Source organism: Fulvitalea axinellae, assembly GCF_036492835.1.
Classification (GTDB): domain Bacteria; phylum Bacteroidota; class Bacteroidia; order Cytophagales; family Cyclobacteriaceae; genus Fulvitalea; species Fulvitalea axinellae.
This window is the reverse complement of the sequence record NZ_AP025314.1, coordinates 1,683,994-1,697,482: the sequence shown is the minus strand read 5'-3', so window position 1 is coordinate 1,697,482 and position 13,489 is coordinate 1,683,994. Positions and strand designations below refer to the sequence as shown.

10 protein-coding genes are annotated in these 13,489 nt (G+C 49.5%); 4 read left to right on the top strand and 6 right to left on the bottom strand.

All coding sequences use genetic code 11. The features are described from left to right. Positions 1–61: 61 nt before the first annotated feature. The 5 genes from AABK39_RS06875 to AABK39_RS06855 form a co-directional block, all read right to left on the bottom strand. Entirely contained in the window at positions 62–1,021 is a 960-nt protein-coding gene (locus AABK39_RS06875; protein ID WP_338394180.1) for an L-threonylcarbamoyladenylate synthase, read from the bottom strand. 154 nt (positions 1,022–1,175) lie between these two features. Next, positions 1,176–1,898 (bottom strand): tetratricopeptide repeat protein, encoded by a 723-nt coding sequence (locus AABK39_RS06870; protein WP_338394179.1) that lies wholly within the window; start codon positions 1,896–1,898, stop codon positions 1,176–1,178. 143 nt (positions 1,899–2,041) lie between these two features. Then, entirely contained in the window at positions 2,042–3,202 is a 1,161-nt protein-coding gene (locus AABK39_RS06865; RefSeq protein WP_338394178.1) for a tetratricopeptide repeat protein, read from the bottom strand. Positions 3,203–3,263: 61 nt separating this feature from the next. Beyond that, a complete protein-coding gene (gene gyrA / locus AABK39_RS06860) occupies positions 3,264–5,768 on the bottom strand; it encodes a DNA gyrase subunit A (protein ID WP_338394177.1) in 2,505 nt (834 codons plus the stop codon). Between the two features lie 238 nt (positions 5,769–6,006). Continuing rightward, positions 6,007–7,041 carry a hypothetical protein gene (locus AABK39_RS06855; RefSeq protein ID WP_338394176.1) on the bottom strand — a complete coding sequence of 345 codons (1,035 nt, stop codon included), beginning with the start codon at positions 7,039–7,041 and terminating at the stop codon, positions 6,007–6,009. Positions 7,042–7,340: 299 nt separating this feature from the next. Between AABK39_RS06855 and AABK39_RS06850 the strand changes: the two genes are divergently transcribed. The 4 genes from AABK39_RS06850 to AABK39_RS06835 all read left to right on the top strand — a co-directional run bounded on the left by AABK39_RS06850 (position 7,341) and on the right by AABK39_RS06835 (position 11,779). Then, entirely contained in the window at positions 7,341–8,033 is a 693-nt protein-coding gene (locus tag AABK39_RS06850) for an ABC transporter ATP-binding protein (RefSeq protein ID WP_338394175.1), read from the top strand. 46 nt (positions 8,034–8,079) lie between these two features. Then, complete coding sequence (locus AABK39_RS06845; protein ID WP_338394174.1) at positions 8,080–9,315, top strand: ABC transporter permease; 1,236 nt, start codon at positions 8,080–8,082, stop codon at positions 9,313–9,315. Positions 9,316–9,360: 45 nt separating this feature from the next. Continuing rightward, on the top strand, positions 9,361–10,620 hold the full coding sequence (locus AABK39_RS06840; protein WP_338394173.1) for an ABC transporter permease: 1,260 nt from the start codon (positions 9,361–9,363) through the stop codon (positions 10,618–10,620). A 76-nt stretch (positions 10,621–10,696) separates the two neighbouring features. Then, entirely contained in the window at positions 10,697–11,779 is a 1,083-nt protein-coding gene (locus AABK39_RS06835) for an efflux RND transporter periplasmic adaptor subunit (RefSeq protein WP_338394172.1), read from the top strand. Positions 11,780–11,891: 112 nt separating this feature from the next. Here the strand turns inward: AABK39_RS06835 and AABK39_RS06830 are convergent, their stop codons facing one another. Then, positions 11,892–13,364: a T3SS effector HopA1 family protein gene (locus tag AABK39_RS06830; protein WP_338394171.1), complete on the bottom strand. Its 1,473-nt coding sequence runs from the start codon at positions 13,362–13,364 to the stop codon at positions 11,892–11,894. Between the last annotated feature and the right edge of the window lie 125 nt (positions 13,365–13,489).

Genomic DNA, 13,489 nt, shown 5'->3' with positions numbered 1-13,489 from the left:
GTATTGAATTCTTTAAGGCATTAACCCGAAACGGAGTATATCGTTACGTCCAGCGCCCAGCTTAGGCCGCCGAACGTCTCAGACGGTCGTTGATGGCTCTTCCTAGGCCCTCTTCGGGCAAAAGTTCGGCTACCACCACGTCCAAGTCCAGACTGTCCATATAGCGCAGGCCCGAGAAAAGCCTTGTGGCCGCCTCGGCCATGTCTCCGTTTTCCGAGAGTACAAAGCGGTTGCGTTCCGGAATTGGGCAGTCTGTCAAGGTCCCGAATGTCAAAACCCCCACTCTCTCCGGGGCTACTCCCTTGGCCAATACGCTATCCAAGCTGTCCAAGGTCACCTTCTTGTCCGGCGAGTAGTGGCTTTTGAGCATTCCCGGCGCTTTGGGGTTCGAAGAGGAATGAGGACGGACCTTTACGGCACCAATCACTTCCTCAACGGCTTCTACCGAAAGCCCCCCGAGCCGGTAAACCATCGGCTCACCGTTTTCGAACCCAATAATAGTGGATTCGATGCCCACATTACTATGACCTCCGTCAAGAATGTAAGGTATTTTTTCACCAAGCTGGTCATTTACGTGTTTTGCGCAGGTCGGGCTTACGTAACCGAAAGGATTGGCGCTGGGCGCGGCCAACGGAAAATCAAGTTCGCCGAGAAGCTCCAACGTCAGGGGGTGGTTTGGAATACGCACGGCCACATGTTCTAATCCGGAGTTCACCAGATCGGGAATACGCTCGTTGCGTTCCAGCAGAAGCGTCAGCGGACCGGGCCAGAAACGTTCGGCCAGCAGTTGCGCCCGTTCGGGGATTCCGTTCGTAAACGTCCGTATTTTCTCCAAAGTGTCAGTGTGGGCTATAAGCGGATCAAAAGAAGGGCGATTCTTCGCCTCAAAAATCTTCGATGCCGCCGAAGCGTCAAAAGCGTTGGCCGCCAAGCCGTAAACCGTTTCTGTAGGGATAGCCACCAAGCCTCCCGCCGTCAATATTTCCTTAGCCTTAAGGATATCTGTACCGATGATCGCCATTTGCTGAATACCGGGTTAAACCGTATCGTATTTGAATCCGAAGCCCTTCGGCCTCCCCTGCGGGAGCACGAAGGGCTTCGCTTATTTTATTATGAATACCATTCAGGCAAAAAGGTTAGGTTCCGTCTTCCTTCCTATTCGCCTGCCTTGGTAATTAGCTATTCACTGTCGTGTATTTCTTCAAAGCCGCTTCGGCGTCTTTATCGCCCAAGAATTTGGCTTCTTCAAAATAAGCCTTGGCTTTTGCCAAATCCTCTTCCGAGACGCTGATCATGCCGAGCCAATAGTGAGCCGCCGCGTGCTTAGGCTGAAGTTCCACAAGCTTTGTCAGTTGGACTTTCGCTTCATCCACTTGGTTAAGCTTCAGGCTAACCCTTGCGAAGTTATACAAAGCCGTTGCGTTGTTCGGGCTCAGCTTTATCGCAAACGATAGATCGGCGTGAGCCTTTTCGAAGTCGCCGAGCATGTAGTAAATAAAACCTCGGTTTACGAGAATATCAGCCTCTGTTGGGCGGAGCTCCACCGCTTTGGTGTAATCCAGCAGAGCCTCGCCCCACTGCGACATTTCGCGCTTGGCATTCGCACGGTTATAATAAGGCTTATAATCGGTAGTGTCAACGGCCAGCGCTTTGTCGCAGGTTTTCACCACATCCTCGTAGCGCTTGATCATAAAAAAGCCTACCGCCAAACCGTTCAAGGCGTCCAAGTCTGTCGTATCGCTATTCAACACTTCCTCAAACCTACCGATGGCGCCACGCGGATCGCCGTTGTCCAGCGCCAAACGACCTTCGGCAACCAAGGTCTCGTTTGAAGACCCACAGGCCCACAGCGTCGCAAGCGCTCCCAAAGCCAAAAGCCAAATCCTCTTCATTTCCATAAATCCTTTCCGTTTAACCGTCCCCGTTTTTCGATATTTCGGGAAAACTTAGACAAAGATAGGCAAAATGACCGTGAGCGCACAAAAAAAGGGCGTTGCCCATTCACGGCAACGCCCTTATATCTTTTAACTTTCAGACAATATTACTGTCCCAAAGCTTCGATTTGCTTCTGTATGGCTTCGAATTTGTCGTTCTCACCCAAGATCTGGTAAGCAGAGCTAAGCGCTTCGAGAGCTTCACGGCTTTCAGGCTTAATCTCGCTAGCACGCTGCAGGTAAGGGAGAGCTTTCTTGAAGTAAACCTTAGCTTCTTCCTCTACTTTCTTACCGTTTTTCTCGTACTCTTTCCAGCTCATCTGACGAGCTTTGTCATAGATAGCCGAACCTTCTTTGTAGTATACAACGGCAATGTTGAAGATAGCGTCGTAGTAATCAGGATCAAGCTCTACAGCTTTTTTGTACGCCTCAAGCGCTTCGTCAGATTTCTTCTGAGCGTCAAGGATGTAACCCAAGTTGTAGTAGTAAGAAGGGTTGTTTGGATCTCTCTCGATCTGAGCCTTCATAGCGGTCTCAGCCTCTTGGATTTTGTCCAACTCGATAAGAAGACTCAATTCCTGAGACACGATATTCTTGTTTTCAGGGAACATGGCCTTAGCTTCTTTGGCTGTAGCCAAAGCTCCGAGCGTATCGCCTTCCTGTTTTTTCAATACGATAACCTGCTGCCAGATTGTAGTGTCGGCACCAACAGTCTTGATCATCTGATCATAGAATCCGAGGGCTTTTTCAGGCATTTCACCCAACTGAGAAGTGATACCTGAGTAAAGCAACGTCAACGAGTCGGTAGGACGAACAACCAAAGCGTTCTCGAAATCGGCAACGGCAGCCGAGTATTCTCCGCTCTCGTACTTTCCGGCAGCTGAGTTGAAGAATGTTCTCCACAAGTTGTCGATACGCTGAGTAGCGAGAACCACGTAGTCCTGACTCTTCTGGAATTTATCAAGAACCGTATTGAAAGAAGATACCGAAGTAGCGAGATCTTGCTTGTCGACAATATCTGTACGAGTCGAGTCAATCGCCAACTTTTCGTACACTTCGCCTTTTACGAACCAAGAGTTAACCTTTTTGGCAACTTTTCCTTTGGCGTCGTTTTTGAACGCAGCGTCAATCTGAATCTTAGCGTCCTCTACTTTACCTTTTTCCAAGGCAAGTTTCGCCTTGTTTACGGAACCTTTCACCGGCTTTTGTGCCATGGCCCCACCGGATACCATCACGGCGCACAGGATGCTGACGAATAATCGTTTCATCGTTATATACTTAAATTAATATATGGTGACTTAAATTTAGGCGCGAAACCGCAACGGAAAATTACTCTTCCGTACCCGCTTCGTCCTGAGTGTCTTGTTCTTCGTTCTCCTCGCCAATTTTCTCGACTTTTTCAATCGAAGAGATCTCGTCACCCTCATTCAAACGGATAAGCTTGACCCCTTGGGTAGCGCGCCCCATCAACCTCATTTGGTCTTGGTCCACTCCCATCCTGATCGTAATCCCATTCTTGGTAATGATCATCAGGTCATCACCGTCCATCACAACGCTAATGGCCACCAGCTTACCGGTCTTCTCGGTTACTTTCAGGGCTCTCACACCCTTGCTTCCCCTGCGGGTCTGGCGGTACTCCATCAATTGCGTACGCTTTCCAAAACCGTTCTCGGACACTACCAATAGACCTTCGGTCTCTTCGGTCTCCGAAACGATTCCGATTATCTCGTCGGTTTCATCCTGAAGCTTGGCGCCTTTCACACCTGTAGCCATACGGCCCATGGCGCGAACCTCGTTTTCGTCGAAGCGGATCGCCTGCCCTTGCGACGTGGCGAGAACAATCTTCTTCTTACCGTCCGTCAGGATTACGTTAAGGAGACGGTCTCCATCATTGATTTTCAAGGCGTGGATGCCCCTCTGACGCGGACGAGAATAAGCTTCAAGTGATGTTTTCTTGACAATACCTTTGCTGGTACACATCAAGAGGAAATGGTTGCACACATAATCTTTAATGCGGATATCGCCCACATTAAGCACAGTGCGAACTTTATCGTCGGATTCGATTTCGATTAGGTTCTGGATTGCCCTTCCTTTAGCCGTCTTAGTACCCTCAGGCACTTCGAACGTGCGGAGCCAGAACATGCGTCCTTTTTCCGTGAAAATAAGAAGGTAATCGTGCAGTCCCGTAACGAAAAGTTGTTCTGTGAAATCGTCCTGCTTTGTGGTAGCTCCACGTGACCCAACACCACCACGGCCCTGAGTACGGAACTCGTCGAGCGCAGTACGTTTGATGTATCCTTGGTGCGAAATAGTTACCGCAACTTCCTGGTTCGGGATCATATCCTCCACCTCGAAGTCCTCGGCGCTATGGATAATTTCCGTACGACGGTCGTCGCCGAATTTCTCTTTCACTTCCAACAACTCCTCTTTCACCACGTTCATTCGCAGATCGTAGTTGTTCAAGATATCGTTGTAGTGTTGGATTTTCTTCTGGATCTCCTCGAACTCGCTCTGGATCTTGTCACGCTCAAGTCCGGTAAGACGTTGCAGGCGCATTTCCAAGATAGCCTTGGCTTGAATCTCCGAAAGCTCGAAGCGTTCGATAAGACCTCTCTTAGCCAACTCAGGATCCCTAGAACCACGGATAAGCTCGATCACTTCGTCGATATTGTCCAAAGCGATCAAGTAGCCTTGCAAGATATGCGCACGACGCTCGGCCTCAGCCAATTCGTATTGCGTACGGCGTACAACTACCTCGTGGCGATGCTCAACATAATATTTGATCATCTCCTTGAGGTTGAGCGTACGTGGACGCCCTTTTACCAAAGCTACGTTATTCACGCCGAAGCTGGTTTGCAACTGCGTGTATTTGTAAAGGTGGTTCAGTACGATATTCGGAATGGCGTCGCGCTTAAGCTCATACACCACCCGGTAACCGGTACGGTCAGATTCGTCACGAATGTCAGAAATCCCCTCGATTTTCTTCTCGTTGATCATCGCGGCGGTTTTCTCGATCATATTCGCCTTGTTGACCATATAAGGGATCTCGGTCACGACAATCTGCTCGCGTCCGCTTTTGGTTTCCTCAATCGTCGCCTTCGCACGGATTACCACTCGCCCACGTCCAGTCTCAAAAGCCGACTTGACACCGGTCATACCATAAATCTGGCCACCGGTCGGGAAGTCGGGAGCTTTCACATGCTCCATAAGCTCCGAGATCTCGATATCGTTGTTGTCGATATAAGCGATAATGCCGTCCACCACTTCCGAAAGGTTGTGAGGAGGCATATTTGTAGCCATACCTACCGCAATACCGGACGCTCCGTTGACCAACAAGTTCGGCAAACGGGCCGGAAGCACGGTCGGTTCCTTGAGCGAATCGTCAAAGTTCGGCTGGAAGTCAACCGTTTCCTTGTTAATATCGTCCAACATCTCATCCGCAACCCGCTTCAAGCGGGCCTCGGTATAACGCATCGCCGCAGGCGAGTCACCGTCTACCGAACCGAAGTTACCCTGCCCGTCAACCAACGGATATCGCAAGGACCAATCCTGCGCCATTCGCACCATCGTCTCGTACACCGACGAATCACCGTGGGGATGGTACTTACCAAGCACTTCACCCACAATTCTCGCGGATTTCTTATACGATTTGTTATAGGTGACCCCGAGGTCAAGCATTCCGTATAACACCCTTCTGTGAACGGGTTTCAGACCGTCACGCACATCGGGCAAAGCGCGCGAGATGATAACCGACATCGAATAGTCGATGTAGGCGCTTCGCATCTCATCTTCGATATTAATCGGAAAAATGTTTTCGTTTTCTCCTTCAGCCATATATTCTTAGAGTGACTAATAACGATTCCTTACCAAAATACCATTTGCAATTTAGGCAAAAAAACGAGAACACAAACTTATCAACTGTGATTTTAAGTGTCCCGCAAAACATGCAAATAACGCAAAAATTCCATGTCGGAGCTAAAACCTGACGCACTTTCTCAAGAAATGTCCTATGAGTGAACACCTTCACTGCGCGAAGTCCTACCCACATAAAAATAGTGCAAGCCCTAAAGCTTTAGGGCTTCCTTTTCACCGGAGCGTGTATCGGTTTGCCTGTCCTCCATTTCCAGCCGTGGGCACCTTTGGGTATTTGCCCCATCTTTGGATTTTGAGGATAAAAAACGGGTTGTCCCCTGTAGGCCTTGTCTCCGTGCCTGTGTTTTACTTGGGTGTTACAGCGGTAAGTTTTGCATCGGGGAATTTCAGGAATCCGGATATTTATCCCGAGCGTAACGTTAAACGCATTCAACTTTGGGCTGATTGTCGGGGAGCCTTGGTTGCTGTACGAAGCGTCCTTTATCTGATAGGCCGGACGAAGCACTACCCTAAAGTATTCGGAAAATTCCCTTTCAATAGGCAAAGCGAACTCGATCACTCCCGAGTTCTCGAAAGAATCGCTGTCAAACCCACTGTATGATGCGCCTCCCAAATTCGCTTCGACCACATAGTGAAAACCGCCATAGTCGAAGAACTCGTATCCGGCGAGAAAATAGTATCTAAAGAGAGAGAACGAAGGCGTTTGGCCGAAATTTACGGACTCAACCCCAATCGAATTCTCAAATTTCAGATCTTTCACTTTCTGAGATGAATATCCCAAACCTACCCCAACCCGGAATTTTTTGTAATGGTAAGCCAACGAACCGTTAAAAACCGGACCTCCAGCCGTCCCTTGAACACTTCCGGGATCACCTTCAAAGGACTGTGGCGCATCAGGAACTGTTACGCTTTGCGGGTTGCTTAACCAATCCTTGTAAATAATATGGTTTTTCTGATCTTCAGCCAAACCTCCATACAAAACCAGATCGTTTCCATAAAGGCCTATTTCCAAGCCCTGAAGCCCCGCCTCGTACATAGTGGCCTCATAACCGGCCGTAAATGTCCATGAGAACTTGTTCAGAATTCTGCGGATAGCACTTGTCTTCAGCTCAGGCCTGTTGGCGTAAACCAAATCCAAATCGATCACCTCTTGTTCTTGGGCAAAAAGTTCGGCAATAGAAGCCCCGACCAACAACAGGGTCATGGCCAAATACTTGACGGCGTAATTTTTCATTTTAGATCAATAACACTTCTTCGCAAGATAATCAAACTTACGCAAGCCTAAATCCTAAAGGTAAAAAAATTGATCTTACAGGCCCGCAAAGCTTTCAATAAATAAAAACGAATAGACAAGCGAACCCTACATCTCACCGTTTTGATTTTCTTCCGCCAACACACCCTTTGCGCCGACCGTCAGCTAAATCTCCCGAAAAGCCCATTTATATTTCACCATAATAAATCAAATGGTTTAAATTGAACCAAAATGGATGTCCTGTCCCGTTCAGACGGAAAACCCACATTGCACAATAATTTATGATCAGACTCAGCAACATACAGAAGAGCTATTGGGTAGGTCACCAAGAGCTTAAAGTCCTAAAGGGCATCAACCTGGAAGTGTCAAACGGAGAACTCGTGTCCATCATGGGGCCTTCCGGTTCCGGAAAATCCACTTTGCTTAACATTTTGGGAATTCTCGACGTCTATGACCGGGGTTCCTACACCCTAGACGGCAACCTGATCCAAAACCTAAAGGAAAAGCAAGCCGCCTATTATCGCAATAGGCTTCTGGGATTCGTGTTCCAGTCGTTCAACCTTCTTTCTTTCAAAAACGCCCTGGAAAACGTGGCCATGCCCTTGTATTACCAAAAGGTAAGCAGAAAAAAAAGGAACGAATTAGCTTTTGAGTACCTAAAGAGGGTCGGTTTGGAAGATCGAGCGCTACACATGCCAAGCGAGCTGTCCGGAGGACAGAAACAACGTGTCGCCATAGCCAGAGCGCTTATTACCGACCCGAAAGTGATCCTAGCCGACGAACCCACCGGCGCCTTGGACAGCCAAACGTCCGTTAACGTTATGAACCTTCTAAAGCAAGTCAACAACGAAGGCAAGACGGTCATAATCGTTACGCACGAAAACGAAATCGCGAACGAGACCCAACGGGTTATCCGGCTTAAGGACGGCCTGATCACCAGCGACGAAGTACCGAACGGAAAAGTGCTCGGCTGAAAAGACAAACACACCCGAAACCCATAAACCCTTAACTATCTCGATTATGTTCGACTGGGACAAATGGCAAGAAATACTTTTTACCATCCGAAAGAACAAGCTTAGGTCTTTCCTCACGGCGTTCAGCGTATCGTGGGGAGTGTTTATGCTTATTTTATTACTCGGGGCGGGTTCCGGCCTTCGCAATGGTGTGGAAAGCCAATTCCGCGACGACGCCATCAACAGCCTTTGGATTAGTCCCGGCCAAACCTCCATCCCATACAAAGGATCCAAACCCGGCCGTTCGATCCGGATGACCAACGAGGATTACGAAGTGCTCAGCTCCACTATAGAAGGAGTGGAAAAGATAACTGCCAGATACAACATTTGGGGCGAGTTCACCGTCCGCTACAAGGACAAATATTCAGCCTTCGATATCCGTTCCTGCCACCCGGACCACCGCTATCTGGAAAAGACGATCATGACTGGCGGACGGTTCCTAAACCAACTCGATATAGACGAGAAAAGGAAAGTTTGCGTAATCGGATCCCAAGTCAAAAGCATCCTTTTCGATGACGGAACCGACCCGCTTGGCGAATGGATAGACGTAAAAGGCATCCCCTACCGCATTGTGGGCACTTACGAAGATAATGGCAACGAACGCGAAACGCGCATAATATACATCCCTATCAGCACGGCCCAAACCGCCTATGGCGGGGGTAACCGGATCCACAGGCTAATGCTCACAATGGGAGACGCGTCGCTGGAAGAAAGTAAAGTCATCGAGGAGAAAGTCAGGGCCACGCTATCCGAAAGGCACCAATACTCACCTGAGGATGACAGAGCCATGTATATCAACAACGGTGTGGAAGATTACGAACGCTTCAGCAACATATTCAAGGGAATCGACATGTTGATGTGGTTTATCGGCTTCTTCACTATTTTGGCCGGCATCGTAGGCGTCAGCAATATCATGATGATCGTGGTAAAAGAACGTACTCGGGAAATTGGTGTCAGGAAGGCTTTGGGAGCCCCGCCCCGCTCTATTGTCGGGCTTTTTATCAGCGAAGCTGTACTTATCACCTTTATCGCAGGCTTTGTAGGGATGTTTCTGGGCGTGCTTCTCGTCGATGCCATAGGGTCGGCGGGGATTGACTTCGAGTTCTTCAAGTCACCACAAGCCAATATTAAGGTGGCTGTAGGCGCTTCGATCATACTTATAGTCGCAGGCGCAATAGCGGGCTGGATTCCCGCCAGAAAAGCATCGCAAATCAGTCCTATCGAGGCGTTAAAAGACGAATAACAGGTCCCAGCGGACGTTTTATCGAAACCCGAAACAAACAACACCATGTTCGATTACGAAAAATGGCAAGAAATACTGGCCACCGTCAGCAAGAACAAACTGCGGACCGCCCTGACCATGTTCGGGGTCTTTTGGGGCATTTTTATGCTGATCATACTATTGGGTGCGGGCCAAGGCCTTAAGAACGGCGTTGCGGGAGACTTCGCCGCTTGGAACACAAACAGCGGTTTCGTCTGGACACAGAAGACCACCATGCCTTACGCCGGGTTCAAACCTGGTCGCTATTACCAGCTCGACTGGGATGATTACCTCAATATCAGGGATCAGACCGAAGGTTTGCAATATTTGGCTCCTCGGATACAGCTCGGTAACTACGGTAACAACAATAACGTGGTAAGGGACCAGGAATCCGGAGCCTTCAGCGTATACGGTGACACGCCCCAATACGCCAAAATCGCCCTGAGGGATTATCCAAAAGGACGATTCATAAACGAAAATGACATGGCCGAAAAAAGAAAAGTCTGTGTTATAGGCAAGCGTGTGCAGGAAGTACTTTACAAAGACGACGAAACGGTTATCGGTACCCATATACGAATCAACGGAATTTTCTTCAAGGTAATCGGTATTTACCACTCTCGCAGAAAGCAGGGCGCCAAGTACGACGAAGATGACATCCACATCCCGTTCACGACATACCAAAACGCTTTCGGCTCGGGTAACCGTGTCGGATGGTTCGCCTTCGGGGCTTTTCCGGATTACGACGCAACGAAAGTGGAAAGTAGCATTAGAAAAGCCGTGGGCGCAAGGCATAGCGTACACCCCGATGACAAGGCCGCCATCGGTTCGGCCAACCTCAGCAAGGAATTCAACCAAATCAAAGGACTGTTCCTAGGTATCGAAGGTTTCAATTGGCTTGTCGGGGCTTGCACATTGTTGGCCGGCGCTATCGGCATAAGCAATATCATGCTGATTGTAGTCAAGGAGAGAACAAAAGAGATAGGCATCCGGAAATCTTTGGGAGCGACTCCTTGGTCCATTATCTCGCTGATCCTGCAAGAATCCGTAGCCCTCACCGCTTTCGCAGGGTTACTTGGCTTGTTATTCGGCGTTGGGGTTTTGGAATATCTTTCCAAAATGATGGGAGGCCCGGGCGGTGGCTCCGGCGTATTCACGGACCCTACAGTCGATTTCAACGTCGCAATGGTCGCCTTGATCGTAATCATTCTTTTCGGTCTAGTAGCGGGCCTTCTGCCCGCCAAGAAAGCGGCTTCCATTCACCCGATAGAGGCTATGAGAGCCGACTGACATATCCCTTTTATCAATTGATCACCTCGCCGGCCCAAAACGCCGACGACCATAAACAGAAAACAACCTTAGCGACATGAAAAAGATACTTTACATTTTTTTGGGAATAGCCCTTCTGGGAGCCGTAGCCGGCATGTTCTATTACCTGTACGCCAAATCCCAAGAGAAACCCGTAGTCTTCGAAACAGAATCGCCATTCAAGACTAACATCGTAAAGAAGACCGTAGCTACCGGCGCCATAACTCCTCGCAAGGAAATCGAGGTGAAGTCGCACGTCTCAGGAGTCGTGGACGAACTCTTCACCGAGGCCGGAGACGTCATCAAGAAAGGACAGCTTATCGCCCGCATCAAGGTAATTCCGGATGTGGCACGTCTCAACCAGGCCGAATCGAACGTCAAAACGGCTCGCATCAACTTTGAGAACGCGGAAAGGGAGTACAAGCGCCAAAAAGGGCTTTTCGACCAACAAGTCATTTCGAAGCAGGAGTTCAACGAATTCGAAGTGAGCTACAAGCTACGCGAACAGGAGCTTGACGCGGCCAAAGACAACCTCCAGATCGTTAAGGAGGGCGCTACGAAGAAAAAGGGCTCCGTTTCAAACCTTGTGTACTCTACCGCCGAAGGAATGGTGCTGGAGGTTCCCGTAAAAGAAGGTAACTTCGTGATCGAAAGTAACACCTTCAACGACGGAACCACACTTGCTTCCGTGGCCAACATGGGCGAGATGATCTTCGAAGGAAAGGTGGACGAGTCGGAAGTAGGCAAGATCAAGGAAGGCATGAAGCTTAAGCTTAAAGTCGCCGCCCTGCAGAGCGAGTCTTTCGACGCCTTGTTGGAGTTCATTTCACCGAAGGGCAAAGAGGAAGAAGGCGCCGTACAGTTCGAAGTGAAGGCGGCCGTTACGCTTAAGGACAGCACCTTCCTGCGTTCGGGATACAGCGCAAACGCCGACATCGTACTTGACCACCGCGACAGCGTTATGGCCATCAAGGAAAGTCTTCTCATCTTCGACAAGGAAGACGGCAAGACTTATGTGGAAGTGGAGACTACCGAACAAGAGTTCGAAAAGCGGGAAGTGAAGACCGGCCTGTCAGACGGCATCAATATCGAGGTGCTCAAAGGTGTGGAGAAAGAGGACAAGATCAAGAAACAGAAATAAGCCACAGGCTTTTCCCTCAGTACGGAGAAACTTCAGTTTAGTAGCAATAGACACCCGAAGCCGGCCCAAAAGGTCGGCTTCTTTCGTGTTTCCCGCTTTAGCCTCAAGTCATTCAGACCAATGTCCCGTCTCCCAAATTCCTTGACGGACGCCAAAAATTGATTCTCCCCGAAACGAAACGCTTCATTACCTCGCTCACAAAATCTTCGAAGACATTGCCTGACACCAACAACGCATCGGCCACAAGATAAGATCTAAGCGACGAAAAAGACACGTTGCGCTCACCGACCAGCACTTTCCCGGGCTCCCTAAATTGTTTATGAGACTTCGAAAAGGATGTAAACAGGGCTTCCCCCTCTCCTATCCCTAGCTGGCTCATATACTCACGGTACACATCAAACACCGCTTTGCTTACGTCCCTCGGCCCGTTTTCCGAGGACATTACTTCCGACATATCCTCACTCAACTTCTTTGTCAACAGCTCGTCCAGTTCGCCCGGCACCTCGGTAGATGAATCCAGAAGGTCCAAAACCTTGACAAGGAAGTCATAATGCTCACTTTTTCCCACGTCCCTAAACCCGCCGGCCCCTATATTATAAGTCAACCCTATCGGCTCGCGGGCTATGGCCACGCCTCTGGCTATGGGTTCGGACATTGGGGGTGTCACATCTTGAAAGCTCTCCGGATTAGCCTCCACGTACTTTATCAGTATATCCTTGGCCTTAAGCAAGCCTTCCTCGGTATCGGCATACATCACTATCAGGTCGTTGCGGATGGCATGCTCGGCGAAACCGATAACCTTAACTGCCCCTATCTCCGGAAAGCGAGGACTGTTTACCACACGGTCCAGCACAAAACGCAATACCTCCGGTATCTTGGCGGGGTGCGGGTTAATGTAGAACTTAAAGTCGGCAGGCCTCTCATCAGGCTTACCCACACCTTCGAAATGAAAAAACTCACGGTCCCATTGGGTTGCCGGACCGCTCTTTAGGTCACCCACCGTTACGTATTCGCCCAAATCTTGAGCTAACACTTTGCCCTCACCCACCGCATGGTGTAACATTAACCCTTCCAGCTCTTTCAAAAACCCTTGCCTGTCTCCGCAATCGACCTCGCCTCCGTGGCGGTTAGCCAATTGGTACACAAACTCGTGCACAAAGCTCCGTTCTTCCAAAAGCTCGGCTCTCATAGCCCAAACCGACCTGAGGAAACGCATCAACTGCATGTAGTCATCAGCCGGGGGGAAATGGGCCAAACCGCCTTCATAGGCGTACCAAGCTCCCTCCGGCCCCACCACTTTTACCCAGTCACTCATCTTATGGCGATATTCACCGTAAACCAAATCCGAGAAGTCAGCCAATAGTCGGGTTCTGGGCCCTACGCTACATATGTTTCGCATTGTCCCATCTACGTTCGGGTAGGCTAAATAAAGGGAAGACAAAGTCTCTACAGGAGTATATGTTGTCGTTCCGTTTCCCGTATCACCGTCCGAATCCCCCAAACGGAAGGCCGGCATCTTGGCCAAGCCCGACGCGGAGCTACCGTCAAAGGAATATTTCTTAGGTTTCTTCTTCCTGTAATACATGCGACAAGGCGACAAAAATCGGGACCGGAAAGCTCTCCGTCAGTGCGGAAAAGGGACTAACGCATCCTTATCCCCTTTTCAAAAACCATTCCGCCAAAGCACCTTGAAAAACTCAACGGCTCCCT

Bases quoted from the DNA above. Each gene is read 5' to 3' on its own strand.
- AABK39_RS06875 (WP_338394180.1), bottom strand. From the start codon at position 1,021: ATGGCGATCATCGGTACAGATATCCTTAAGGCTAAGGAAATATTGACG.
- AABK39_RS06870 (WP_338394179.1), bottom strand. From the start codon at position 1,898: ATGGAAATGAAGAGGATTTGGCTTTTGGCTTTGGGAGCGCTTGCGACG.
- AABK39_RS06865 (WP_338394178.1), bottom strand. From the start codon at position 3,202: ATGAAACGATTATTCGTCAGCATCCTGTGCGCCGTGATGGTATCCGGT.
- gyrA (WP_338394177.1), bottom strand. From the start codon at position 5,768: ATGGCTGAAGGAGAAAACGAAAACATTTTTCCGATTAATATCGAAGAT.
- AABK39_RS06855 (WP_338394176.1), bottom strand. From the start codon at position 7,041: ATGAAAAATTACGCCGTCAAGTATTTGGCCATGACCCTGTTGTTGGTC.
- AABK39_RS06850 (WP_338394175.1), top strand. From the start codon at position 7,341: ATGATCAGACTCAGCAACATACAGAAGAGCTATTGGGTAGGTCACCAA.
- AABK39_RS06845 (WP_338394174.1), top strand. From the start codon at position 8,080: ATGTTCGACTGGGACAAATGGCAAGAAATACTTTTTACCATCCGAAAG.
- AABK39_RS06840 (WP_338394173.1), top strand. From the start codon at position 9,361: ATGTTCGATTACGAAAAATGGCAAGAAATACTGGCCACCGTCAGCAAG.
- AABK39_RS06835 (WP_338394172.1), top strand. From the start codon at position 10,697: ATGAAAAAGATACTTTACATTTTTTTGGGAATAGCCCTTCTGGGAGCC.
- AABK39_RS06830 (WP_338394171.1), bottom strand. From the start codon at position 13,364: ATGTATTACAGGAAGAAGAAACCTAAGAAATATTCCTTTGACGGTAGC.